Annotated in this window: 27 protein-coding genes; 17 read left to right on the top strand and 10 right to left on the bottom strand. The window is 70.7% G+C overall.

Translation table 11 applies throughout. From position 1 onward, the window contains the following. Positions 1-5 precede the first annotated feature (5 nt). The 5 genes from ABZV77_RS37175 (at position 6) to ABZV77_RS37155 (ending at position 3,886) form a co-directional block, all read left to right on the top strand. Positions 6-1,373: a hypothetical protein gene (locus ABZV77_RS37175; protein WP_356266825.1), complete on the top strand. Its 1,368-nt coding sequence runs from the start codon at positions 6-8 to the stop codon at positions 1,371-1,373. 148 nt (positions 1,374-1,521) lie between these two features. After that, positions 1,522-2,274 carry a DUF2993 domain-containing protein gene (locus ABZV77_RS37170; protein ID WP_356266823.1) on the top strand — a complete coding sequence of 251 codons (753 nt, stop codon included), beginning with the start codon at positions 1,522-1,524 and terminating at the stop codon, positions 2,272-2,274. A 218-nt stretch (positions 2,275-2,492) separates the two neighbouring features. Further along, on the top strand, positions 2,493-2,573 hold the full coding sequence (locus tag ABZV77_RS37165) for a putative leader peptide (protein ID WP_350893136.1): 81 nt from the start codon (positions 2,493-2,495) through the stop codon (positions 2,571-2,573). Positions 2,574-2,718: 145 nt separating this feature from the next. After that, positions 2,719-3,564, top strand: a complete 846-nt coding sequence (locus tag ABZV77_RS37160) for a sulfurtransferase (RefSeq protein WP_356266821.1) — start codon at positions 2,719-2,721, stop codon at positions 3,562-3,564. A 34-nt stretch (positions 3,565-3,598) separates the two neighbouring features. Continuing rightward, entirely contained in the window at positions 3,599-3,886 is a 288-nt protein-coding gene (locus tag ABZV77_RS37155) for a DUF1416 domain-containing protein (protein ID WP_356266819.1), read from the top strand. Between the two features lie 79 nt (positions 3,887-3,965). On the opposite strand, the gene ABZV77_RS37150 is transcribed toward ABZV77_RS37155, so the two are convergent. Then, a complete protein-coding gene (locus ABZV77_RS37150) occupies positions 3,966-4,223 on the bottom strand; it encodes a DUF3099 domain-containing protein (RefSeq protein WP_356266817.1) in 258 nt (85 codons plus the stop codon). 244 nt (positions 4,224-4,467) lie between these two features. Between ABZV77_RS37150 and ABZV77_RS37145 the strand changes: the two genes are divergently transcribed. The 3 genes from ABZV77_RS37145 to ABZV77_RS37135 all read left to right on the top strand — a co-directional run bounded on the left by ABZV77_RS37145 (position 4,468) and on the right by ABZV77_RS37135 (position 6,525). Continuing rightward, on the top strand, positions 4,468-5,040 hold the full coding sequence (locus tag ABZV77_RS37145; protein WP_356266815.1) for an FABP family protein: 573 nt from the start codon (positions 4,468-4,470) through the stop codon (positions 5,038-5,040). A 16-nt stretch (positions 5,041-5,056) separates the two neighbouring features. Continuing rightward, positions 5,057-5,485, top strand: a complete 429-nt coding sequence (locus ABZV77_RS37140) for a transcriptional repressor (protein ID WP_356266813.1) — start codon at positions 5,057-5,059, stop codon at positions 5,483-5,485. Positions 5,486-5,559: 74 nt separating this feature from the next. Next, positions 5,560-6,525, top strand: a complete 966-nt coding sequence (locus ABZV77_RS37135; protein ID WP_356266811.1) for a folate-binding protein — start codon at positions 5,560-5,562, stop codon at positions 6,523-6,525. A 39-nt stretch (positions 6,526-6,564) separates the two neighbouring features. On the opposite strand, the gene dtd is transcribed toward ABZV77_RS37135, so the two are convergent. Then, on the bottom strand, positions 6,565-7,002 hold the full coding sequence (gene dtd / locus ABZV77_RS37130; RefSeq protein ID WP_356266809.1) for a D-aminoacyl-tRNA deacylase: 438 nt from the start codon (positions 7,000-7,002) through the stop codon (positions 6,565-6,567). Positions 7,003-7,211: 209 nt separating this feature from the next. Here dtd and ABZV77_RS37125 point away from each other — a divergent pair, with 209 nt between their 5' ends. Beyond that, entirely contained in the window at positions 7,212-7,775 is a 564-nt protein-coding gene (locus tag ABZV77_RS37125; RefSeq protein ID WP_356266928.1) for an ABC transporter substrate-binding protein, read from the top strand. Between the two features lie 230 nt (positions 7,776-8,005). Here ABZV77_RS37125 and ABZV77_RS37120 read toward each other — a convergent pair whose 3' ends face one another. Further along, positions 8,006-8,191: a hypothetical protein gene (locus ABZV77_RS37120; protein ID WP_055567178.1), complete on the bottom strand. Its 186-nt coding sequence runs from the start codon at positions 8,189-8,191 to the stop codon at positions 8,006-8,008. Positions 8,192-8,425: 234 nt separating this feature from the next. Here ABZV77_RS37120 and ABZV77_RS37115 point away from each other — a divergent pair, with 234 nt between their 5' ends. Next, positions 8,426-9,337 (top strand): winged helix-turn-helix domain-containing protein, encoded by a 912-nt coding sequence (locus ABZV77_RS37115; RefSeq protein ID WP_356266807.1) that lies wholly within the window; start codon positions 8,426-8,428, stop codon positions 9,335-9,337. Between the two features lie 53 nt (positions 9,338-9,390). On the opposite strand, the gene ABZV77_RS37110 is transcribed toward ABZV77_RS37115, so the two are convergent. After that, the gene (locus ABZV77_RS37110) at positions 9,391-9,579 is read right to left on the bottom strand and encodes a hypothetical protein (protein ID WP_055567180.1); all 189 of its coding nucleotides are present in this window, start codon (positions 9,577-9,579) and stop codon (positions 9,391-9,393) included. A 125-nt stretch (positions 9,580-9,704) separates the two neighbouring features. Between ABZV77_RS37110 and ABZV77_RS37105 the strand changes: the two genes are divergently transcribed. The 4 genes from ABZV77_RS37105 to ABZV77_RS37090 all read left to right on the top strand — a co-directional run bounded on the left by ABZV77_RS37105 (position 9,705) and on the right by ABZV77_RS37090 (position 13,563). After that, a complete protein-coding gene (locus ABZV77_RS37105) occupies positions 9,705-10,616 on the top strand; it encodes a GntR family transcriptional regulator (protein ID WP_356266926.1) in 912 nt (303 codons plus the stop codon). Continuing rightward, complete coding sequence (locus ABZV77_RS37100; RefSeq protein ID WP_356266805.1) at positions 10,617-11,384, top strand: HAD family hydrolase; 768 nt, start codon at positions 10,617-10,619, stop codon at positions 11,382-11,384. A gap of 92 nt (positions 11,385-11,476) precedes the next feature. Beyond that, entirely contained in the window at positions 11,477-12,607 is a 1,131-nt protein-coding gene (locus ABZV77_RS37095) for an aminoglycoside phosphotransferase family protein (RefSeq protein ID WP_356266803.1), read from the top strand. A 149-nt stretch (positions 12,608-12,756) separates the two neighbouring features. Continuing rightward, complete coding sequence (locus tag ABZV77_RS37090; RefSeq protein ID WP_356266801.1) at positions 12,757-13,563, top strand: hypothetical protein; 807 nt, start codon at positions 12,757-12,759, stop codon at positions 13,561-13,563. A gap of 27 nt (positions 13,564-13,590) precedes the next feature. Here ABZV77_RS37090 and ABZV77_RS37085 read toward each other — a convergent pair whose 3' ends face one another. Next, the gene (locus tag ABZV77_RS37085; protein ID WP_356266800.1) at positions 13,591-14,244 is read right to left on the bottom strand and encodes a TetR/AcrR family transcriptional regulator; all 654 of its coding nucleotides are present in this window, start codon (positions 14,242-14,244) and stop codon (positions 13,591-13,593) included. A gap of 66 nt (positions 14,245-14,310) precedes the next feature. Between ABZV77_RS37085 and ABZV77_RS37080 the strand changes: the two genes are divergently transcribed. Beyond that, positions 14,311-16,380, top strand: coding sequence for an AAA family ATPase (locus tag ABZV77_RS37080; protein WP_356266798.1), 2,070 nt, complete (start codon positions 14,311-14,313; stop codon positions 16,378-16,380). Between the two features lie 34 nt (positions 16,381-16,414). On the opposite strand, the gene ABZV77_RS37075 is transcribed toward ABZV77_RS37080, so the two are convergent. Together ABZV77_RS37075 and ABZV77_RS37070 are read right to left on the bottom strand one after the other, a co-directional pair. Further along, positions 16,415-17,890, bottom strand: a complete 1,476-nt coding sequence (locus ABZV77_RS37075; protein ID WP_356266796.1) for a penicillin-binding protein 2 — start codon at positions 17,888-17,890, stop codon at positions 16,415-16,417. Between the two features lie 82 nt (positions 17,891-17,972). Next, on the bottom strand, positions 17,973-18,884 hold the full coding sequence (locus ABZV77_RS37070; protein ID WP_356266794.1) for an NAD(P)-binding domain-containing protein: 912 nt from the start codon (positions 18,882-18,884) through the stop codon (positions 17,973-17,975). A gap of 110 nt (positions 18,885-18,994) precedes the next feature. Between ABZV77_RS37070 and ABZV77_RS37065 the strand changes: the two genes are divergently transcribed. Beyond that, positions 18,995-20,011, top strand: a complete 1,017-nt coding sequence (locus tag ABZV77_RS37065; RefSeq protein ID WP_356266793.1) for a helix-turn-helix domain-containing protein — start codon at positions 18,995-18,997, stop codon at positions 20,009-20,011. Between the two features lie 20 nt (positions 20,012-20,031). Here the strand turns inward: ABZV77_RS37065 and ABZV77_RS37060 are convergent, their stop codons facing one another. Further along, the gene (locus ABZV77_RS37060; protein WP_356266791.1) at positions 20,032-20,775 is read right to left on the bottom strand and encodes a PHB depolymerase family esterase; all 744 of its coding nucleotides are present in this window, start codon (positions 20,773-20,775) and stop codon (positions 20,032-20,034) included. Continuing rightward, the gene (locus ABZV77_RS37055) at positions 20,739-21,098 is read right to left on the bottom strand and encodes a hypothetical protein (RefSeq protein WP_356266789.1); all 360 of its coding nucleotides are present in this window, start codon (positions 21,096-21,098) and stop codon (positions 20,739-20,741) included. Before ABZV77_RS37055 ends, ABZV77_RS37060 begins: the two co-directional genes overlap by 37 nt. Positions 21,099-22,047: 949 nt before the next feature. On the opposite strand from ABZV77_RS37055, the gene ABZV77_RS37050 reads away from it, so the two are divergent. Further along, a complete protein-coding gene (locus tag ABZV77_RS37050) occupies positions 22,048-23,202 on the top strand; it encodes an alkene reductase (protein WP_356266924.1) in 1,155 nt (384 codons plus the stop codon). Here ABZV77_RS37050 and ABZV77_RS37045 read toward each other — a convergent pair. Then, positions 23,177-24,076: an NAD(P)-binding domain-containing protein gene (locus ABZV77_RS37045; RefSeq protein WP_356266787.1), complete on the bottom strand. Its 900-nt coding sequence runs from the start codon at positions 24,074-24,076 to the stop codon at positions 23,177-23,179. The genes ABZV77_RS37050 and ABZV77_RS37045 overlap by 26 nt on opposite strands. Positions 24,077-24,150: the final 74 nt, after the last annotated feature.

The raw sequence follows: 24,150 nt of genomic DNA, 5'->3' as shown, positions 1-24,150 counted from the left end.
GCGCCATGTCCAATCAGCCCTATGACGGGTACGAGGGGTACGACGGGTACGAGCCGTATCCGCAGCAGTACCCCGGACAGCAGCAGCCGTATCCGGAACAGCAGCAGCACCCGCAGCAACAGCCGCCACAGGCGCAGCAGCAGCCGTACCCGGATCAGCAGGCGTACCAGGGCCAGCAGGCCTACCCCGCGCAGCAGCAGTATCCGGACCAGCAGCAGTACTACGCGCAACAACAACAGCAACAGCAGCAACAGCAGCAACAGCAGTACGGCCAGGATCAATACGGCCAGAACCAGTACAGCCAGAGCCAGGACCAGTACGGCCAGCCGTACGCCCAGCCCGCCCAGCCCCAGCAGTACTACGCCGCCCCCCAGCAGCAGTACGGCCAGGAGCAGCACACCCAGCAGTGGGCGGGGCAGACCTGGGAGACGCAGGCGGGGCAGCCCGCCGCCGCGGTGGACGTGACGGCGACGGCATACCTGCCGCCGCAGAGTGCCGCCCCCGCCCCCGTGCCGGAGGCAGCCATGCCGGAAGAACCCGAGGAGGCCGCGGAGCCCGGTTCCGCCGCCGAGGACTCGTCCTCGTACGGTCCCGCCACCACCACGGGCAACCCCCGCGTCACCGACGCCCAGCGGGCCAGGGCCGAGGGGCGCTCGCCGGTCATCGAGCCGGGGATGCAGCCCGCCGCGCTGACCGCCGTGCTCGGGCTGCTGCTCGCCGCGGGCGCCGCAGTCGGGCAGTACGCACTGCTCGTGCCGCTCGTGCTGCTGCAGGCCGTGACCGCCGCCGGATGGTTCCGGCTCAACGGCATGTGGCCCGCGCGGCAGGGCATCGCGCTCGCCTTCCTCGGCGGTGTCGCCGCGGACGTGGCGCTGCTGGCCGTCGGCAAGGAGAACGCACCGGCCGCCATCCTCGGCACCCTCGGCGTGTGGGTGCTGCTCGTCCTCGTGCTGCAGCTGCGCAGCCGTGCCGGTGCCGACGAGCGGATGTACGGGCTGATGGCCACCGTCGCCTCGGCCGCGCTCGCGATCGTCGCGGCCGGGCACCTCGCGGCCGCGTCCGACGCCGTGACGGTGGGCGGCATCGCCGTCGCCGCCGCGATCCTCGCCCGTGCGCTCCCGCTGCCCACCCCCGCATCCGTGGTCGTCGCGCTGCTCGCGGCCGCCGGTGCCGGGATCGCGGTCGGCGGGACGACGGACTACGGCAGCGAGGGGGCGCTGCTCGGCCTCGGCGCCGGGGTCTGCGCGCTGATCGGGCACCGCGTCGCCAGCTACGACTACCCGTCGCGCTTCGTACACATGACGGCGGGCGTCGCGCTGCCCCTGGCGGCCGCCGCCCCGGCCGTCTACGTGCTCGGCCGCGCCATCGGCTGACCACCACGCCTGACCACCACGGCTCGCAGCCGCTGGCTGATCGTCACAGCTGATCGACAGGTCCCCCGCCGGGCTCTCCGGCCGGGGACCTGTCCTTTAGGCTCGCGGAAACAGTTGACTCGGGGGACCAGGTGGGGGAACACCGGACATGAGCAAGCGCGCCATACGCATACTTCTGATCGTCGTCGTGATCCTCGGGGGTCTCTTCGTCGCGGCGGACCGGCTTGCCGTGAACTTCGCCGAGGGCGAGGCGGCGGACAAGATGCGGACCAGCGAAGGGCTGAGCGAGACGCCCGACATCTCCATCAAGGGCTTCCCCTTCCTCACCCAGGTCATGGGCGGTGAGCTCGACGACGTGGAGGTCGGCATCAAGAACTACGACGCCAAATCCGGGTCCGACTCCATCCGCATCGCCGACCTCACCGCCCACATGAAGGGCGTCGAGTTCTCCGGCGACTACAGCTCGGCGACCGCCGCGACGGCCACGGGCACCGCCCGCGTCTCGTACGACGAGCTCCTGAAGGCCAGCAGGTCCGAGCCCGTCGAGCTGCCGCTCGGCGCGACCGGCAAGGTCATCGGCCTCTCCGACGGCGGCAACGGCAAGATCAAGGTCGCGGTCGAGGTCAGCAAGGGCGGCGTGAAGCTCCCGAAGCCCGTCTACGTGCTCAGCTCGGTCCGCGTCGAGGGCGACAACATCAAGGTCCACGCCGACCAGATCCCGAAGAGCATCGACGTCCTCGGCGTCTCCATCCCGCTCCCCGAGGGCACGGCCCGCAACGTCACCGACTTCGACCAGAAGATCGACGACCTGCCGGCCGGCATCAAGCTGGAGAAGGTCGAGGCGGCAGCGGACGGCGTCGACATGTCGGTGACCGGCTCCAACGTGCGCCTGGCGGGCTGAGACCCGCCAAGGGAGTCACCGGAGACCCGCTCCGACGGCGATCCGTCCGCAGTGCGAGACGGAGGCGTCCGGCGGGCGGATGTGACCGGGGCGACAGCCTGCCCGCGGGGCCACCGGGGCGGCCGCGGGCTTCAACGATTCCCACATCGTGGACGATCGTGTCTCAGCATGCGGAGCGCCGGTGACACGGCCACCCCTCCGTCCCTACGATCGGACGCATGCACCGACAGGCGGACCTCACGAAGCGGCGGGCAGTGGACCTGTGCCGCGTCGCCGCCATGCTCTGTCGCACCTTCTAGCGGGACGCCCCATCCCCGCATTCCCCCGGCCTGTTGACGCCATTCGTCAGGGCCTCCCCCGTGTGTACGCACGCCGTGCCTCCCCGCACCGCCCGTGCCGCGCACGCCCCTTTGCACCGCCGTAACTGCCCCGGAGGAGAGAAGCATGAGCCGCAGCGACGTCCTGGTAGACGCCGACTGGGTCGAGGCCCACATCGAGGACCCGAAGGTCGCCATCGTCGAGGTCGACGAGGACACCTCCGCGTACGACAAGAACCACATCAAGAACGCGATCCGCATCGACTGGACCGACGACCTCCAGGACCCGGTCCGCCGCGACTTCGTGGACCAGGAGGGCTTCGAGAAGCTCCTCTCGGCCAAGGGCATCGCGAACGACACCACCGTCGTCCTCTACGGCGGCAACAACAACTGGTTCGCGTCGTACGCCTTCTGGTACTTCAAGCTCTACGGCCACCAGGACGTGAAGCTCCTCGACGGCGGCCGCAAGAAGTGGGAGCTCGACTCCCGCGATCTGGTCGACGGCGACGTGGTCCCGAACCGCCCCGCCACCGACTACAAGGCCAAGGCCCAGGACACCTCGATCCGTGCCTTCCGCGACGACGTCGTGGCGGCCATCGGCGCGCAGAACCTGGTCGACGTGCGCTCGCCCGACGAGTTCAGCGGCAAGCTGCTCGCCCCGGCCCACCTCCCGCAGGAGCAGTCGCAGCGTCCGGGCCACGTCCCGTCCGCCCGCAACATCCCGTGGTCGAAGAACGCCAACGACGACGGCACCTTCAAGTCGGACGACGAGCTCAAGGCCCTCTACGAGGACGAGCAGGTCGACCTCGCCAAGGACACCATCGCCTACTGCCGCATCGGTGAGCGTTCGGCCCTGACCTGGTTCGTCCTGCACGAGCTGCTCGGCCAGACCAACGTCAAGAACTACGACGGCTCGTGGACCGAGTACGGCTCCCTCGTCGGCGTGCCGATCGAGCTCGGCGCCAACAAGTAAGTCATCCGACCTTCCTTCCCCCTCAGGAGTACCCATGTGTGGAGCAAAGGCCGGCGGCCCCGACGCTTCGACGATCAAGCCCGGTGAGACGACGATCCAGGGCCAGGTGACCCGCGACGGCGAGCCCGTCACCGGTTACGTGCGCCTGCTCGACTCGACCGGCGAGTTCACCGCCGAGGTCCCGACCTCGGCCACCGGACAGTTCCGCTTCTACGCGGCCGAGGGCACGTGGACCCTCCGGGCGCTGATCCCCGGCGGCACCGCCGACCGCACGGTCGTCGCGCAGACGGGCGGCCTCGCGGAGGTCGCGATCGCGGTCTGATCACTCACCGCACCGAGAACGGCTGAAGGGCCGCACCCCAGGGGGTTGGACGCCACTGGAACGGGGTGCGGCCCTTCGGCTACCGCTTGTGCCTGCCGTCGAGCTCGTCCCACCATTCGTCGGACTTCTCGTCCCCGCTGGGGTCGTCCCACCAGCGGTCGTCGGGGCCGCGCCGGTTCGCCGCCATGGCCGCGAGCGGCGGGATCACCATCGCCACGACGCACATCCCGACGGCGACGGGGATCGACCAGAGCCGCACGACGCCCCAGGCCAGGACGAAGAGACCGATGCAGGTCCCCATCATGGCGAAGTACACATGGCGCCTTCGCGCGTACATACATCCAGCGTACGTCCCGAGGGCCCTCACAGAGAGGGACGGGCGCCGCCCGACTACAGTGGGACCGGCTCTGAATACCTGCCCCAACCGCTCACCGAGGAGCACCCCGTGCTTGAGGCCTTCTTCTCCGCCCTGCTGGTTCTTGTCTGCGTCGGCGTTCTCGCCTTCGCCGGGCTCACCGTGAAGAAGCTGTACCAGGGCCAGCGCTGACCACCGCCACCTCCACAGATCGCCTGAGCTTCCCATGATCGAGATTCCGTCCGACCTGAACCCCGACCTCCTTCCCCTCGCCTGGCTCCTCGGCAACTGGGCGGGCGCGGGCGTCACCGACTTCCCCGGCGCCGAGAAGGCGAATTTCGGCCAGGAGGTCACCTTCACCCATGACGGGCGGGACTTCATCGAGTACCGCTCGTACACCTGGGTGCTCGACGCCGAGGGCAACAAGGTGAAGCCCCTGGAGTCCGAGTCCGGCTTCTGGCGCATCGACAAGAACCGCAAGGTCGAGGTCGTCATGGTCAGGGACGACGGCGTCGTCGAGGTCTGGTACGGCGAGCTGGCGGACAAGAAGCCGCAGATCGAGCTGGCCACCGACGCCGTCGCGCGCACCGCGGCCTCCGGCCCCTACTCCGGTGGCAAGCGCCTCTACGGCTATGTGAAGGGCGACCTGATGTGGGTCGGCGAGAAGCAGACCCCCGAGGTCCCGCTGCGTCCCTACATGTCGGCCCAGCTGAAGAAGGTCGTCACCCCAGAGGACGTCGCCGACATGGCCCGCAACCTCGGCGATCTGCCCGACGACGGCATCGCTTTCTTCAAGTAGAACTAGACTTCCGGGTGTGGCGAGCACCGACTCCGACTGGAAGAGCGACCTGCGTCAGCGCGGCTACCGGCTGACGCCGCAGCGACAGCTTGTCCTCGAAGCCGTCGACACCCTCGAACACGCGACCCCCGACGACATCCTCTGCGAAGTGCGCAGGACGGCGTCGGGGGTCAACATCTCCACGGTCTACCGCACCCTGGAGCTCCTGGAGGAGCTGGGCCTGGTCAGCCATGCCCACCTCGGGCACGGCGCGCCGACGTACCACCTGGCGGACCGGCACCACCACATCCACCTGGTCTGCCGGGACTGCACGGACGTCATCGAGGCCGACACCGGGATCGCGACGGAGTTCACCGACAAGCTGCGCGAGACCTTCGGCTTCGACACCGATCTGAAGCACTTCGCGATCTTCGGTCAGTGCGGGAAGTGCCGGAACGCGGAGTGAAGTGCGGGGACGCGGAGTGAAGAGCGGGGACGCGGAATAAGCGCGCCCGCGGGCTGGTCGTAGTCTTTGTGAACATGAAGAGCCCCCTGTTGTCCCTGCCCGGCGCCGTTCCCGCCGAGGGCGTGGACGAAGGCGTCGCCGCCCACTACGGCGAACTGTTCCGAGAGCAGCGCGCCCTCGCCGACGGCACCGGTTTCGTCGACCTCTCCCACCGCGGCGTGCTCGCCGTTACCGGTTCCGACCGGCTGAGCTGGCTGCATCTGCTGGTCACCCAGCACGTCAGCGAACTTCCGGCGGGCCGGGCCACCGAAGCGCTGATCCTCTCCGCCAACGGCCACATCGAGCACCACCTCTCCCTCGTCGACGACGGCGAGACCACCTGGGCGCACGTCGAGCCAGGCACGCAGGACGCGCTCATCGCGTACCTGGAGAGCATGAAGTTCTTCTACCGCGTCGAGGTCGCCGACCGCACGGCGGACACCGCCGTCGTCCACCTGCCCGCCGGTTCGATCGCCCCGGTCCCGGACGGCGTCGCCGTACGCGAGACCGCGCACGGACGCGACCTGTTCCTGCCCCGTGCGGACCTGGAGGCGTACGCCGAAGGGAACGGCCCCGCGGCCGGTCTCCTCGCGTACGAGGCGCTGCGGGTCGAGACCCACCGGCCGCGCCTCGGCTTCGAGACCGACCACCGCACCATCCCGCACGAGCTGGGCTGGATCGGCTCGGCGGTGCACCTGCAGAAGGGCTGCTACCGCGGCCAGGAGACGGTCGCCCGCGTCCAGAACCTGGGGAAGCCGCCGCGCCGCCTGGTCTTCCTGCACCTGGACGGCAGCGAGGTGCACCTGCCCGCGGCCGGGACGCCGCTGCATCTGGCGAGCGAGGGCGTCGAGGGGCGGAAGCTGGGGTTCATCACCACGGCCGTCCGCCACCACGAGCTCGGGCCGATCGCGCTGGCCCTGGTCAAGCGCAATGTGCCGCTGGACGCGGAGCTGATCGCGGGAGACACGGCCGCGGCGCAGGAAGTCGTCGTCGAGCCCTGACCCGATGGGACGGTCCCCGACTGCCGGGGACCGTCACCGTCACATCTCCAGCAGCACCGTGAACGGGCCGTCGTTCGTCAGGCCCACCCGCATCTGCGCCCCGAAGCGGCCCGTCGCCACCGTCGCGCCCAGGGCGCGCAGTTGCGACACCACCTCGTCGACCAGGGGCTCGGCCACATCACCGGGGGCCGCCGCGTTCCACGTGGGGCGGCGGCCCTTGCGGGCGTCTCCGTAGAGGGTGAACTGGCTGATGACCAGCAGCGGTGCGTCGATGTCGCTGCACGACTTCTCGTCGGCCAGCATGCGCACCGACCACAGCTTGCGGGCCAGCTGGGCGGCCTTCTCCTTGGTGTCGTCGTGCGTGACGCCCACCAGGACGCACAGGCCCTCGCCGCTGATCTCGCCCACCGTCTCGGGGCCGTCCTCGCCCGCCACGACGACGCTCGCTCCGTCGACCCTCTGCACAACTGCTCGCATACGTTCATCATGCCGTGTCGCAGGAGGTGCTGAAGACGGCCTCTCGATCCCCCCATCCGGGGCCGATTCCGGGCACTCGGCCCCATAGCGGCCACTCGGGGTGGCACCATGCATACACGCGGTGCACCGCGTCGGCCGGTCGAGGGGACGGGTAGAGCCAGATGGTGAGCACTTCAAGTACCGGGCAGTCACCGGGCCGCGTCTCGCTGATGCGCACGCAGGCCGCACGCCCGCCCGCCCAGCGCACCGGCGGACGGCTGCTGCCCGACGTGCCCGAGCACGACCTGACCGTGCTGCGGCTGCCGGAGCTCCGCGAGCTGCGCAGGGGGGCACAGCAGGACGAGGCCGACCTCAGCTATGTGCGGCGGCTGCTGCAGGGCCGCATCGACATCCTGCGGGCCGAGACCGCGCGCCGCAGGGCGCCCGACCGGCCGGAGCCCGAGCCGGAGGCGACGGTCGTGGACCGGCTCTCGGAGATCCTCAGGGACGCCCCGGCCCGCCACCGCTCCTCGGCCCGGCACGTCACGCTCGGCATCCCGCTCGGCGAGGAGTCCAGGCTGCTGGCCACGGAGATGCTCGCCGAGGTCGAGCTCTCCGACCTGGCGGCGCGCACGGACGACGAACTGGACACGGCCATGGGCCGCCTCGTCCGGTACGAACAGCAGGTCTCGCGGCGCAGGCAGGTGCTGCAGCGCACGGCGGACGACTGCTCGGCGGAGATCGCCCGGCGGTACCGGGTGGGCGAGGCACAGGTCGACGACCTGTTGCTGTGAGCCCCGCGGGTCGGCGCGAGCGGGTGGTGATGGAGGAGGAGCGGAAGGGCGTCGCCGTGCTGGCCGACGCCCTGTTCCGCACGTCCGGGCGGCCATGGTGCCCGGACATGTTCTGAGCCCCGGCCCGTCCGTAGCGATGGACCGGGGCTCAGCCCCCCTTACGGCTGACCGGACTCCCGGCTCCCCTCCGGATGGGAGCCCGGTCAGCCGAACCTGGTGGGCCGGGCGGTTCAGCCCGACTGGGCGAGGAGCAGGACGAGGAGTCCGGCTCCGACGCCGCTGAGCTTGACGTTCTTGGCCTTGATTCCGACGGTCAGCAGGACGAAGGCGACGATGCCCAGCGGTCCGTACTTCCACTGGACGAGTTGCTCGAATCCAATGGCGAGGGCGGCGACGACGATGGCGATGAGCGGCATGACGTTCCCTCCTTCGGGATCGGGGCAGCGGACCCCGTTAGTCGATGGCCAACTGGCTGCCGGTGCGCGGTATGCAGTGCTTGCGGGCGGCTGCGACGGCTGGTGGCCAACCCCGGGAGGGTCTGACCATGTCGCCGAAGTTGGCTACCAACTTCAACTGACTTATCTCCGCTAGGAGTCGACTCATAACCACCTTTCCTGCAACTCCCCTAAGATGGCGCGAAGTTGTACGGTTTGGTTGTGAGCACCGAACCCGCCGCCGTCAATGGGCGCAAGCGAGCGCAGCGGAGCCACCGAGAGGTTGCCGACGTGCTGCGCGACCGGATCAGGACCGGGTCGCTGAGGCCCGGTCAGCGCATGCCCACACAGGCCGAGCTGGCCGACGAGTTCGGTGTGGAGCGTGGAGCGGTGCGTGAGGCGCTGCGCATCCTGCACCGTGAGCATCTCCTGTCCAATGTCTCCAAGGGCAGTCCTGCCACGGTCGCGGACGCCGCGGAGCGTGCTTCCGCCGGTTCCGGCGAGGTGCGACCGCAGCCCACAATGGTCGGTCTGGCCCCACGGATCGCAGCCGCGTTCGACGCACCGCACGTCGAGATAGACGCCCTCTGCCTCACGTCCATCTCCCTCACCATGGCCATCGGCGAACCGCTGCGGCAGATCCACGCCGGACGGCGGAAACCGGCCAAGGTCGACGTCCGGGTGCTGCTGCCGAGCCGTGACATCGACCTCGCCTTCCCGGCGCCGGTCGACGGGGGAGACCACCAGGGCGACCGGGTCCACCGGCGCTGGCTGGACCAGCGCAACGCACAGGGGCAGGTGCTGCGCCACAACCTGCTCGCGCTGCGGTCCTCGCACGGGATCGACGTATCGGTGCAGTTCCGCGCGCTGCCGTTCACACCGCCCGTGAAGCTGTACCTGATCAACGGCGCGGAGGCGCTCTTCGCCTACTACACGCTCACCAAGCGGGACGAGGAGATCGGCCAGGAGTCCCTGGAGATGTACGACGCGCAGGGCACGCAGTCGATGCTCTTTCCGTTCAAGGAGGGGGACGGGCTGCGGGACACGACGTTCGTGGAACAGTCCCATCTGTGGTTCAACGCTCTCTGGAACACGATCAGTCAGGACCTGGAGCTGGCGGCGGGCTGAGCACCCCGGAGTTGGTCCCCGCCGAGGTCCGACCGGCCGCCTGCCCCGCCGGATCAGCCGGCCGGACCCGTCACCATCAGGGCGAGGACGACGGCTCCGATGGAACTGCACGTGGGATTCTTCGCCTTGACGCCCACGGTCAGCAGAAGGAGGCCGACGATGCCCATCGGGCCGTACTTCCACTGCACGAGCTGTTCCAGGGCTACAGCGACCACGGCTGCGAGGAGGGCTATGGCGGGCATGGTGGTTCCTCCTTCTGCCATCTTGAGTCAGTTGGCAACCAACTCTGTTGAAGTTGTCCCCACTTGGTGAGAGTCCATAAACAACTTGGCCGCAACTCCCCAGAGATGGCGGTCAGTTGTATCGTCTGGTCGTGACCCAGGAGAACGTGGCAGTGAACGGCAGCAGCAGAAGAAGACTCAGTCCCCAGGACATCGCCGACACCCTCCGCGAACGCATCCGCGCGGGCGAACTCAGGCCGGGAGCACGCCTGCCGACCCAGGCGGAGCTGGCCGAGGAGTTCGGCGTCGAACGCGGCGCCGTACGCCAGGCCATGAAGAAGCTCCAGGCCGAGGGCCTGCTGTCCAACGTGAGCAAGGGGAGTCCGCCACGGGTGGCGGAGTCGACCGCGCTCCCCGCGGGCAAGGACCCCCAGCCGTCCATGGTCGCGCTGGCCCCGCGCCTCGCGGCGGCCTTCGCGGAGCCGCATGTGCGCATCGACGTGGTCTCGTACACCGCGGAGACCCTGATGATGGCTCTCGGCGAGTCGGTCCGGCTCATCCACGAGGGCAGCCTCCGCCCCGAGTCGATCAAGGCGCGGATCCTGCTGCCGAGCAGCGACATCGAGCTGGCCTTCCCCGTGCCGGTGGAGGGCGGCGAGGGCGGCAGGGAGCGGCTCCACCAGCGCTGGCACGCCCAGCGCAACGCGCAGGGCCAGGTGCTTCGGCACAACCTGCGCGCGCTGCGGGCCTCCCACGGAATCGACGTGGAGGTCACGTTCCGCGCGCTGCCGTTCACCACGCCGGTGAAGCTGTATCTGCTGAACGGGCGGGAGGCGTTGCTTGCGTACTACACGCTGGCGACCATGTCGGTGGAGCTGGAAGTGCCCGACGGGGCGACCGAGACGATGGACATCTGGGACGCGGGGGGCATCAAGGCTCCCGTCTTCTCCTTCGAGAAGACCGGCGACACCTCTCGCGACACCGTATTCGTCGACGAGTCGCAGAACTGGTTCGACGCCCTCTGGGAAACCATCACCACTGACCTGACACTCTCTTAAATGACATCAGATTCGACGCGATCCGAAGCGACGCAGCCCGAACCGTCCGTGGATGAAACCGAGTTGCTGCGGAAGATGGTCACGCCCGTCCACTTCGTCCTCTTCGACTTCGACGGGCCCATCTGCCGCCTCTTCGCCGGGCGTCCCGCGGCCGCGGTGGCGCGGGACCTGGTCCAGTGGCTGAAGGAGCGCGGGCTGCGCGGGCTGCTCACCGCCGAGGAGAAGAAGCAGCCCGATCCCTACGTCGTGCTGCGCGCCGTCGACCGCCGTCATCCCCGCAGCGACCTGGTCGTCGAGCTGGAGCAGTGGCTCACCCGGCAGGAGCTTGCGGCCGTGGCGACGGCCATGCCGACCGCGTACGTCGACCCGCTGATCCGCACCTGGACGGCGCTCGGCGTCCGGCTCGCGGTGACGACCAACAACGCGCCGTGCGCGGTGGGCAGCTACCTGGAGAAGCGCGGCACCCTGGACTGCTTCGCCCCCCACATATACGGCCGCACCCAGGACCTGAGCCGACTCAAGCCCGATCCGTACTGCGTCGAGCGGGCGCTGCACGCCATGGGGGCGGAGCGGGGGGCCGCCCTGATGATCGGTGACGCACCGTCCGACTACGTGGCGGCGAAGCGGGCGGGCGTGCACTTCCTCGGCTACGCGCGTAACGAGAACAAGGCGAAGCTGCTGCGGGAGGCGGGCGCGGAACACCTGGTCGACTCTCTCGAACAACTCTCCAGGGTTGTATACGCCATCGGGCGCACGAAGGCGCCCTAAAGGAGCAGGTGAGAGCAGGCTAGCGCCACGCCGACGTCCACTATGTGGCATGTGGCAGGAACGGTTCCGTGCAGCGGATACCCTCTGCGCTCATGCCGCCACCTCCGCCTCGCACCCCCCACGAGGCGCCGAAGACCGGGCGTCGCGAGGCGTGGATCCGACACCTCGCAGATCTGCACCGGGACCGCCCGGACCGCCAGGTCGTGACCGGTCACCACAACATCAACTACGTCGTGCCGCTCGGCTGGTCCCTCGCCCTGCTGCTGCGCACGATGCCCTTCAGGGCCCGGGTCAAGTGCCGGATGCCGCGTGCCGCGGTGGAGGTGGTGCCCCGCATCTGGCCGAGCGAGCCCGAACTGCTCGCGGTGGTCAGCAGGCACCTGAAGGAAGTGCCGCGCTGCTTCCGGGACTTCGGCGACTGGTCGCTGCACTCCTACCGGGCCGGGCGCGCGCTCTCCGAGGTGCAGCCCGAAGGTCCCGTCGGGGAGGCGATGATGCGCTCCTTCGCCGAGTTCTTCGCCCGGGCCGCGGCCGTGCCCGAGGAGGACCTGCCGCCCAGGCCCGCCGGCTGGCCGGAGTCCGGGCAGAGCGAGGAGTTCCTCCGGTGGCTCGTCGACTTCACCGAGAAGCGGGTGCACGAGCCCAACCGGGAGCGGTTCGACGCGCTCTTCTCGGCGGTCGGGGTGCGCCGCGACGCCATGGCCGCCTTCCGCGACGCCCCCGAACGCCCACGGCTGACGCCGAGGCCCTTCTGCCTGCTGCACACCGACGTCCACCGCGCGAACGTCGTCGTCGACCGCAAGCAATTGGCCGTCATCGACTGGGAGTTGGCCATGTACGGCGACCCCCTGCACGACCTCGCCATCCACGTCGTCCGGATGGACTACGAGAAGGACGAGCAGACCCGCGTCAAGGAACTGTGGGCCGAGGGCATGGAGCGGGCGGGCCACGCCGCCATGACGGAGGGCATGGCAACGGACCTGCCCGTCTACCTCGACTTCGAGTACGCCCAGTCCGTCTTCCCCGACATCATGCGGGCCGCCCTCGACCTGGTCGCACTCCCGGACGAGCCGGGACCCGCCGACTTCGCGGGCGCGGCGGTGCGGGTCTGCCGGGCGGTACGGCGGGCGGCGGAGCCGCTGAAGCTGGATTCGGTGCCGGACGAGGCGGTCGCCGAGAGCGCTCTTAGGGAGTGGTTCGCGGGGCCGTTCGGCCGTTCCTGAGCCCTTCCTGACCACTCCGGGCGCGGGCACCATGGCTTCACCGTTGAGCACTCCGCTCAACAACCGTGATGCAGGGGGGCCCGGTGGCTGGGAGAGGTCGTCGTGCGGGACGTGCGGGACGGGAACGCTGGGCGAGGGCGGAGCGCGTCGTGACCAAGGCGCTGTTGCTCGGCGTGTTCCTCCTGGGCATGCTCGCCCAGTTCGTGCAGCCGGTGGGGGACGCGCTGGAGGGCAAGGTCTATGCGGGCGGTGCGATCCTCAGCCTGGTGGGTTACGTGCTCTACGACGCGATGTCCGACCTGAACCAACGGACGCTTCCCGAGTCCGGTTCCGAGATCCGCACGGCTGAACTGAACGAGCACATCGAGCGGGTGCTGGGAAACAGGCGGACCAGGCGGATCCGCATCGACGCCATCGGCTACACGGGAGAGACCGTCCAGGCGCCGGTCAGCCGGAGCCTGGAGGCCCTGGAAGAGGGCGCGCGACGGAACGTGCGGGTTCGCATCCTTGTGCCGGACTTCACCGCGCCGATGGCGATACCGGGGACGCTGGACGCGGACGGCAGAGCGGTGGACGATCCCGCGTACCGCGCGTACCAACTGGACCGGGTGCGGTGGAACATCCGTGAGTTCGGGGGAGCGGCCCGGAGCCTCAGGGGGTCCCGCAGGGCCGAGATGGACGTGCAGTTCCGCATGCTGCGCATCACGCCCCTTCTGAAGTTCTGCCTGATCAACGGTGAAGAACTGTTCGACGGCATCTACGACAAGGTGGTGCAGGAGCCCGCCCCGATACCGCCGGAGCGGCAGATCCTCGACCTCAAGGGCTATCAGGCGGTCCTGACCCACTGGCGCTCCGAGTCGGGGGCCGCGGGGCGCGAGAAGGTCGCTCAGCGGCAGGATCTCTTCGACACGCTGTGGCGTCTGTCCTCGCCGCTGCCCGACGCGAGGGCTTCCTGAGGAGCCGCTCACCGGCAGCCGGGTCGGTCACGCGTAGCGCGTGAGGCCCGTGCGGAGTTGGTCGAACGCCCTGTTCGCCGCCGTCACCGCCGCCCGCCCGACCTCGTCCACGGGCTCGCCCGCCGAGACGCGGCGCCAGGTCTCCTCCGCGAGGATGCGGTGGACGGCCACGATCTGGGCCGCGGCCAGGCGGGCCTCCAGGGGGTTGCCGCCGTGGGCGTCCAGCAGGGCGGTGGCCAGGGCCTGTTCGGAGCGGTCCTGGTAGCCGTAGAGGCGGGCCACCAGGGACGGGGTTCCGTAGAGGAGGCGGTGGAAGGCCAGGACGCCTTCGGCGTCGTTGAGGCCCGTGACCGGGTCGTGGCGCTCCAGGCCGTCCAGGAAGTGGTGGTGGAGGGCGTCGAGTGCGGTGAGTCCGGCGGGGCGGTCGGCCACCGTGCGGGCCGCTTCGTCCTCGTGGTCGGCGAAGCGGTGGAGGACCAGGTCCTCCTTGGACGCGAAGTAGCGGAACAGGGTCGGCTTGGAGATCTCGGCCGCCGCCGCCACCTCAGCCACGGACACCTTCTCGAAGCCCTTCTCCAGGAACAGGGCGATCGCCGTCTCCGAGATCGCCTCGTATCTGCGCTGCTTCTTGCGGGCGCGCAGCCCCGTCGGGCTCGCGGTGGTCTCCTCGGCAGGGCTCATGGGGGGAGTGTAGCGGGGCTTCGGAACTCGGTTACAAATTTAACTCGGTTACATTATTCTGGGCGCATGACGACGACACCCGACGCCCTCGCCCAGGAACGCAGCTACCACGACGCCTGCCGCGCCGCCCTGGCCCGCATGGTCGAAGGCGCCGAGGAGCGGGTGGTCGGCGGGGCCGACGTGTCCGCGTCCGGTGCCGATGCCGAGGTGCTCGGGTACCAGTTCCGGAGCCACGCCAAAGCCATGCGCGAGCTGCCGGAGGCGCCGCTGTTCTTCGGGCGGCTTGACTTCGCCCAGGGGGAGGAGGGCGGTGCCGGTGCTGGTGATCATCGGGGGCAGCGGTACTACGTCGGGCGGCTGCGCATCAGCGAGCATCCCTCCGCGCCGCCCCTCGTCGTCGACTGGCGCGCCCCCGTCTCCCGCGCCTTCTACCAGGCGGGCGCCCGGGACCCGCAGGGCGTCGCCGTCCGGCGGCGGTTCGGCTGGGCGCCCGGCAGCAAGGGGGAGTCGAGCGACCTCACCGGGATGGAGGACGAGTCACTGAGCGAAGGCGCGGAGGGGCGGGAGGCCCAGCAGGCCCAGCAGGTCCAGCAGAGTCGCATTCTTGCCGGGGAGATCGAGCGGCCCCGCGTCGGCCCCATGCGCGACATCGCCGCCACCATCCAGCCCGAACAGGACGACCTGGTCCGCGGCGAGCTCGCCGCCTCCGTCTGCGTGCAGGGCGCGCCCGGCACCGGCAAGACCGCCGTGGGACTGCACCGCGCCGCCTATCTCCTCTATACGCACCCGCAGCGCGTCCAGCGCTCGGGGCTGCTGATCCTCGGGCCCAACCGGACCTTCCTGCGGTACATCGCCGAGGTGCTGCCCTCACTCGGGGAGACCGGCGTGCGGCAGTCCACCGTGCAGGACGAGATCGGGCGGCACCCCGTGCGCGCCCACGACGACGAGGCGGCCGCCGTCGTCAAGCACGACGCCCGGATGGCCGAGGTGCTGCGGCGGGCGCTGTACGTGCGCGTCGCGCCGCCCGTCGAGTCGGTCGCGGTGCCCGACGGGTCGTACCGCTGGCGCGTCTCGCTCGGTGAGCTGGAGCGGATCGTCGAGGACGTGCGACGGGAGGAGCCGCCGTACGCCGTCGGGCGCGAGCGCGTGCGCAGCCGGGTCGTACGGATCATCCAGGAGCAGGCCGAGCGCCGGGCGGGGCCGCAGAACAACAAGTGGGTGCAGAAGGTCGGGCGTGCCAGGTCCGTCAGTGCCTTCGTGGACGCGGCCTGGCCCCGGGTGCGGGCGGACGAGGTGCTCGCGGAGGTGTTGGGGGACGCGGCCGCGCTCGCCGGGGCGGCCGCGGGGATCCTCGGGGAAGCGGAGCAGCGGGCGATCCTGTGGGCCAGGCTTCCGCGCTCGTACAAGTCCGCGAAGTGGAGCGCCGCCGATCTCGTCCTGATGGATGAGATCGAGGGGCTCCTGGAGCGGCCCGCCGGGTACGGGCACATCGTCGTCGACGAGGCGCAGGACCTCTCACCCATGGAGTGCCGCGTCATCGCGCGCCGCTCGGACTTCGGCTCGTTGACGGTGCTCGGCGATCTCGCGCAGGCCACCACGCCCTGGGCCGCGCGCAGTTGGGCGGAGGTGCTCGGCCACCTGGGCAAGCCGGACGCCACGGTGACGCCGCTGACCACCGGCTTCCGGGTGCCGCGTGCCGTCGTCGGGCTCGCCAACGAGCTCCTTGGGCGGCTCGACGTGGACGTACCGCCCGCCCGTTCGATGCGCGGGGACGGGGAGTTGCGGGTGCGGGAGGTGGCGGACGTGGCGGCCGGTGTGGTGGGGGCGGTGCGGGACGCGCTCGGGCAGGAGGGGTCCATCGGGGTCATCGCCGCCGACCACGACGTCGAGCGGCTGCGTGCGGCGCTGGACGCTGCGGGCATCCCGAGCGCGGGGCCCGACGAGCTCGGCGCACGCGTGACCGTGTGCCCGGCGTCCCTCGCCAAGGGCCTTGAGTACGACCACGTCGTCGCCGCCGAACCGGCGGCCGTCGCGGAGGCCGAGGCGCGCGGGCTGCACCGGCTGTACGTGGTGCTGACCCGCGCCGTGTCCCGTCTCGACGTACTGCACAGCAGGCCGCTGCCGTGGTGCGCCTAGGGCCTGTCAGTTTGAAGACAGGCCCTGGAAAACCTCAGCGCTCCAGGACCGCCTCCATGACCGCCTTCGCGATCGGCGCGCCCAGCTTGCCGCCCGCGATCTCCGAGCGCGGGATGTCCATGTTGGACGGGTCGACGAACACGGCGACGGCAACGGGGGACTCGCCCTTGCTGTTCTTGGCGTACGAGACGAACCACGCGAACGGCCGCTCGTCGTTGACGTCCGCGCCGTGCTGGGCCGTGCCGGTCTTGCCGCCCACCGTGACGCCGTCGATCTTCGCCTTGTTCGCCGTGCCGTTCTCGACGGTGTTCTCCATCATTTCCTGGACGGTCTTCGCGGTCTTCTCGGAGACGGCCTGGTTCAGCTCGTGCGGCTCGCCCTTCTCGATCGCCGAGAGGTCGGGGCCGCGCAACTCCTCGACCAGGTACGGCTTCATGACCTTGCCGTCGTTGGCGAGCCCCGCTGTGACCATCGCCATCTGCAGCGGGGTGCTGGTCAGGCTGCCCTGGCCCATGCCGGTCAGCGCGGTCTGCGGCTTGTCGAGCTTCTCCGGATAGCTGCTGGCGACGGCACGCACGGGAATGAACTGCTCTTCGTTGAACCCGAACTTCTCCGCCGTCTCGCGCATCTTGTCCTTGCCGAGCTTGTCCGCGAGGTCGAGGAAGACGTTGTTGCAGGACCACTGCATGCCGGTCTTCACGGACACCTTGTCGCAGTTGGCGTCGGGCACGTCGTTGCCGATGCGGGTGGAGCTGAGGGGGAGTTTGTACGGGGTCTTCGCGCCCGTCGGCTTGTCGATGTCCGTCACGACACCGTGCTCAAGGGCGGCGGCAGCGGTGAGGATCTTGAAGGTGGAGCCCGGCGGGTAGATCTCGCGCAGCGCGCGGTTGCTCAGCGGCTTGTCCTTGCGGTCGCCGAGCTCCTTGAACTTCTTGCCCTCGGCGAGCGAGATGCCCGCGAAGACCGAGGGGTCGTACGAGGGAGTGCTTGCCATGGCGAGCACCTTGCCGGTGCGGGGGTCGAGGGCGACCACCGCACCCTTGGCGTTCAGGTCCACCAGGCCCTGGTAGGCCGCCTTCTGCGCCTTGGGGTCGATGGTCGTGACGACGTCGCCGCCCTGCTGCTTCTCGCCGGTCAGCATGTCGAGGGTGCGCTTGATGAAGAGCCGGTCGTCGTTGCCGCTGAGGATGCCGTTGTGGACGCCCTCCAGGAAGGTGGCGCCCTGGGCCTGCGAGAAGTAGCCCGTCACCGGCGCGTACATCGGGCCCTCCTTGAAGACCCGCTTGTACTTGAAGTCGGACCCGGAGGTTTCCTTCGAGCCGGTGACGGACTTGCCGCCGACGATGATGTCGCCGCGGGGGTGGGAGAACGCCTCGATCTGCACGCGGCGGTTCTTCTTGTGGTTCGCCAGCTCGTCGTTCTCCGCGAACTGCACCCATGTCGCCCGCAGGAGCAGGGCGAGAGTGAGGATTCCGCAGAAGACGGCTATGTGCCGCAGCGGACGGTTCATGGGTGGCTCCCCCCGGTGCCGAAGAATCGTTCCCGCCCATCCTTGCCGCTGCGGCGGTGAAACGGGGGAAGAAACGGGTGTTCTATCGCCGCGTGTCGCGCAGCACCTCGATCACGCTCGCGTAGCTGTCGCCGCCGTGGCCCGCGGCGGCGGTGCGCTCCATCGTCGACTTCAGCAGCTCGGGCAGGGTGTTGTCGATGCCGCGCGCCTCCGCCGCGTGGATCAGATGGTCGATCGCGGCGATCTGTACGTCGACGGTGGCGTCGTCCCCCGGATAGCGCGCGGCGTCCACCTGCGGCGCGTACGTCGTGAGGAACCCGGAGACCGCGCCGTTCAGCCAGCGCAGCGCGATCCGCGTGAAGGCCTCGGCCGACGTCCCCTGTGAGGTGACCAGCGCGGTGCCGTGCAGCCAGCCGGTGAACGACGCCCACATCAGACCGAGCAGCGCGGCGTCGTGGAGCGAGGCGAGGCCCGGCTCCGTGCCGAGGTGGAGCGGGTCGCCGAGGGCGGCGAGGGTGGCGCGGTGGGCCTTGAAGACCGCCTCCGAGCCGCTGTAGAGGAACATCATCTCGGGGCTTCCGACGCCCGGCGGGGTCGTCATGATGCCGCCGTCGAGATACCCGGCCCCGTGCGAAGCCGCCCACCGCGCCATCTCCTCGGCCTGCTCCGGCGCTCCCGAGGTGAGGTTGACCAGGGACTTCCCGGCGAGCGCGCCGGTCGCGGCCAGGGGGTCGAGGACGGTGTGCAGGGCGTCGTAGTCGAGTACGCAGGCGATGACGAGGCCGCTCGCCGCGACGGCCTCGGCCGGGGTGGCGGCCACCTGCGCGCCCCGGTCGGCGAGGGGCTTCGCCTTCTCCGGGGAGCGGTTCCAGACGGTGGTGGGGTGACCGGCGTCGAGGAGGGCGGCGGCGAGGGCGGAGCCCATGAGGCCCAGGCCGATGACGGTTACGGGAGCGGGAGCGGGAGCGGAAGTGGAAGTGGTGGTGGCGTTCATGGGGATCACGTTCGCAGCGCGCGGCCGCCGTCGACAGTGACAGTGGTGACGGTGATCACCAAATTCCTGCCAGCCGTCGCCGGAGGCCCGGACCGTCGTACGCTCCCGGCATGAGCGCTGGTTCCGTCGCGGTCGTCGTGGCCGACGAGATCGGGATCCCTTCCTGGGATCTGTATGAACTGAGCATCCCCTTCACGGTGTTCGGCAAGCCGCAGCCCGACCTGTCCGACCACTGGTACGACCTGCGGCTGTGCTCCACGAGGGAGGCGGGGCACGAGACGGGGCGGGAGGCAGGGCAGGGAGCGGGCGAGTTCGGGATCACGCTGCGTACGCCGTACGGGCTGGAGGGGCTGACCGGCGCCGACACCGTCGTCGTCACTTCGGTGCCGGACGCCTGTATCGAGGAGGACGCGCCGCTGCCCGCGGGCCTCGCCGACGCGCTGCGTGCCGCCCACGCCTCGGGCGCCCGGATGGTCTCGCTCTGCACCGGCGCCTTCGCGCTCGCCGAGGCGGGCCTCCTCGACGGCCGCAGGGCCACCGCCCACTGGATGCACACCGCCCAACTCGCCGCCCGCTACCCGGACGTCACCGTCGACGACTCCGTCCTCTATGTGGACGATGGTGACGTCCTGACCAGCGCCGGACTGACCGCGGGCCTCGACCTCTGTCTGCACCTGGTCCGCCGCGACCTCGGCGCGCACGTCGCCAACCAGCTGGCGCGCCGCATGGTCGTGCCCGCCCACCGCCCCGGCGGGCAGGCCCAGTTCATCGACCTCTCCGTGCCCGAGTCGGACGACGCGGGCCTCGGCCCCGTACTGGAGTGGGCCCGTGCGCGCCTCGACCGGCCGCTGACCGTCGACGACCTGGCACGCCGGGCGGCGATGAGCCCGCGCACCTTCTACCGGCGCCTCCACGAGGCGACCGGCACGACTCCGCTGCGGTGGCTGCTCAACCAGCGGATCGCGCGGGCCCAGAGCCTGCTGGAGACGACGGATCTGCCGGTCGAGCGGGTGGGCGAGCTGAGCGGCCTCGGCACGGCCAACAACCTCCGTCACCACTTCCTCAAGCAGGTCGGGGTGTCACCCGGCGACTACCGGCGCTCCTTCTTCACCCGCCCGGCCGCCTGATCACCCGCCCAGCTGCTTGATCACCCGCCCAGCTGCTTGACCATGCTCATGATTGCGGTGATCTGCTTGCCGCTCTTGTCGGCGTAGTGGGTGTCGCCGCCGTACCCCCACCAGTTCCAGCAGCCGCGCGGGTTGTCGAGGGCGGTGGTGGCCTGCGGGTACAGGACGATCATGCGGTTCGTGTCGGCGTACTCGTTCAAGTAGGCCTGGGACATGAACGTGTCGCCGATCTGGCCGTACGTCTGCTGGCAGCCGTGCAGCGCCACCATCAGCCGACACGCCCCGCCCGACCCCTCCGCGCAGGCCTTCGGGACGTACGCGAAGCCGTCCTTGCCCATGCTGACGGCGGCCGCGTTGCCGCCCGGGACGTGGCGGTTCTGGTCGAAGCGGACGAGGGTGCCGTCCAGCGGGGCGGTGGTGGCGGGGTGCACGGGCGCGCCGAAGAGGTGCGTGAGCATGTCCCGTTCGGGGTCGGTGCCGCAGGTGTTGACGTACGGCGAGGCGGTGGTCGCGCAGGGCACCTTGCCGAGCGGGGAGACCCAGGCGTGGCCCGCGGCGGATGACGTGTCGTAGGAGACGTTCGCGCCGAAGTCCCGGTGGTAGGCGGCCAGGTCGTCGTTGACCGGGCGGTCGACGGTCTTGTCGTTCCCGCCGTGGTACAGCCAGACCGGGTCGCCGGACAGGTTCGCCACGGGGTCGACGCGGCCTGCCGCCGCACGCTCTCTGGTCAGCTGCTCCAGCTGCGCCGGGGTCTTGCGCGGCATGTACGTGTCCATGCAGGCGTAGAGCGCGGTGTTGACGCTGCCCTGCGCACAGTCGTACGCCCCCGCGCTGAAGAGCCCGCGCCTTTGAAGACGGCGGAGTGGGCCACGTGCAGCTGGTCGGCGAGATATCCGCCGGAGGAGACGCCGGAGACGTACGTCGACTCGATGTCGTACGGGCGCAGTTCACCGGGGGTGGGAGTGGGGACGGCCGCGGCGGCGCCGGTCGTGCCGCCGAGGGCGAGGGCGAGGGCGAGGGCGAGGGTGAGAGTGAGGGAGAGCGTGACGGTGGCGGCCAGGGCGAGGGGGGTCTTTCCGCGGGCCATGCGTACCTCCGGGGTCCGGGCGGTGTGGGGGCCGTCATCCTGGGCGGCGCCCGGAGGGGGCGACGAGGTGGGTGGGGGCCACAGTCGGCGGGGGCGGGGTGTGGCTCCGGGCCATCGGGTTCGGCGGGGCGGTGGTCGGCGGGGGCGGGGTGTGGGGCCTGTGCCATCGGGCTGGCCGGAGCGGCGGGCGGCGGGCGGCGGGGGGCGTGGTGTGGCCCCGGGCCATCAGGCTGATCGGGCCTCCCCGCGACGGGAGCGTCAGCGGACCATCAGCGACCCCGAAGCGGTCCGGAGCAGAGTCGTCCTTGTCACCAGGCAACGAGCCGACCGGCCCAGACACGCCGACCGACCCAGCCGCACCACAACCCACCGTGCTGCACCGCACGGCACCGCCCAGGGGGAGCCCACCATGACGACCGCCACAGCCACCGCCTCGACCGCCGCCGCGCTCGCCACTGCCACCGCCTCGACGGCCACCGTGCTGGCGACGGACTCCGCCTCGACGGCCGCCGTGCTGGCGACGGACTCCGCCTCGACGGCCGCCGTGCTCGCGAGGGACACTGCCGCAGCGGCCGGGATCGCCACGGATGCCCTCGCTACGACCGCCGCCGTGCTCGCGACGGACGCCGCCGTCACGACTGCCGTGCCTGCCACGACCGTCACGGGCGTCACGGCCTCGATGGACGCCACCGCCGCGACCGCCCCCACCGCCACAGCGGCCGGGACCGCCACGGACGCCACTGCCACGACCGCCGCCGTGCTCGCGACGGACGCCGCCGTCACGACTGCCGTGCCTGCCACGACCGCCACGGGCGTCACGACCTCGATGGACGCCACCGCCGCGACCGCCCCCACCGCCGCAGCGGCCGGGACCGCCACGGACGCCCTCGCCACGATGGCCGCCTCCGCGACGATGGCCGCCTCCGCGACGACGGACGCCCTCGCCACGATCACGGACGCCACCCCCACCGCATCCCCCGCGCCCTCCCTCTCCCCCTCCTCCCCCTCCCCCCTCCTCACCCCCACCCACCTAGGCGCCCTCCCCCTCCCCAACCGTCTCGTCATGGCCCCCATGACCCGCAACCGGGCCTCCGCCGACGGTGTCCCGGAGCCGGTCATGGCCACCTACTACGCCCAGCGGGCCTCCGCGGGGCTGATCATCGCCGAGGCGTCCACGCCCAACGCGGTCGGGCAGACGTACGCCAACATCACCGCGATCCACAACGACGCGCACGTCGCGGGCTGGCGGCGGGTGACCGATGCCGTGCGCGACGCGGGCGGGCGGATGTTCCTGCAGATCCAGCACGGCGGCCGCGTCGGGCACCCGGACAACAGCGGACTCACACCGGTCGCGCCCTCCCCGGTCCCGCTCCCGGACACCATCCACACCCCGACCGGCCACCAACCGGCCGTCACCCCAAGAGAGATGACGTCCGACGAGATCCACAACACCGTCGCCGACTTCGCGGCCGCCGCCCGCCGCGCCGTCGACGCGGGCTTCGCCGGGGTCGAGGTCCACGCGGCGAACGGCTACCTCCTCCAGCAGTTCCTCGCGCAGAACACCAACCACCGCACCGACGCCTACGGCGGCCCCGTCGCCCACCGCATCCGCTTCGTCGTCGAGGTCGTCCGTGCCGTCGCCGACGAGATCGGCGCCGAACGCGTCGGCGTGCGCATCGCGCCCGGCATCACCGTCAACGGCATCGAGGAGGGCGACACCGAGGACATCTATCCCCAGCTCGTCGACGCGCTCAAGGGCATCGGTGACCTCGCCTACCTCCACGTCGTCTTCGCCGACCCCGACAGCGACCTCTTCCGGCAGCTCCGCGCGAGCTGGCCCGGCACGCTCATCGCCAACCCGGTCCTCGGCTGGGGCGGCCCGCTGCCCGCCGACGGCGGCCGGGGCGCGGGCGAGCGACTGCTTGCCGCGAGGGCGGACCTCGTCTCGCTGGGCCGCGCGTTCCTCGCCAACCCCGACCTGGTCGAGCGGATGCGCCTCGGCGCGCCCCTCAACTCCCCGCGGGACAAGGGCCTGATGTACGAGGGCGGGGCGGCCGGATACACCGACTACCCGACCCTCAGCGGCGGCCGAGCAGCTCGGTGATCCGGGTCGGCCCGTCGGCACCGTGGCCCTCGCCGATGACCCGGCGGACCAGGCCCTCGGCGGCCCGCATGACGCCCGCTTCGATGCCGTGGCCCTCGGAGGTGTGGATCACGTGGGCCATGGTCGACGCGGCCGACGTGATGGGGTTGTCGGCCCCGGAGTACGTGCCGTTGTCCACCTCCACCGCGGATTCCTGGAAGGCCTCCGGGAGGATCGCGCCGATGCCCACCGCGAACGGGGCCAGCTCCTGGGCCGAGATGCCCTCGGCCTTCGCCACCGCCAGGGCGTGCATGTACCCGGTCATCGACGTCCAGAAGATGTCGAGCAGCGCCACGTCGTACGCCGCCGCTCTCCCGATGTCCTCACCGAGGTGGGTGTGCGTGCCGCCCAGCGCTTCGAGGGCGGGGCGGTGCTCCTCGTAGAGCGCGGCCTCACCGCTGTGGATGAAGACCCCGTGCGGCGTCCCGATGGTCGTGGTCGGCGTCATGATCGCGCCGTCCAGGTACCGCACCCCGTGCGCGGCCGCCCAGTCCGCGGCCGACCTGGCGCGGTCCGGAGTGTCGGCGCTGAGGTTCACGACGGTGCGGCCCTTGAGCGCACGGGTGACGGCGGTGTCGCGCAGGACGGCGTCCGAGGCGTCGTAATTGACGACGCAGACCACGGTCAACGGGCTTGCGGATACCGCCTCTTCGGCCGTGCGGGCGCTCAGCGCACCGCGTTCGACCAGCTCGCCGTCCCGCCCGGGCGTCCGGTTCCACACGGTGGTCCGCACCCCGGCGGCCAGGAACGCGGCGGCGAGGGCCCGGCCCATGGGACCGAGCCCGAGGACGGTGACGGTTGCGGTCGCGGCAGACTGTTCGGTGTGAGTGGGCATGATGCAACTCCCTTACGTACGTGCGTATGTATGCGTCTGTGTGCGGATGGGGTGCGGTGAGCGGCAGTGGAGGG

Origin of the sequence: Streptomyces sp. NPDC004732, from assembly GCF_040609235.1 — a bacterium.
Lineage (GTDB): Bacteria > Actinomycetota > Actinomycetes > Streptomycetales > Streptomycetaceae > Streptomyces.
Note: the sequence above shows the minus strand (reverse complement) of the source record. Positions and strands in the feature narration are given on the sequence as shown.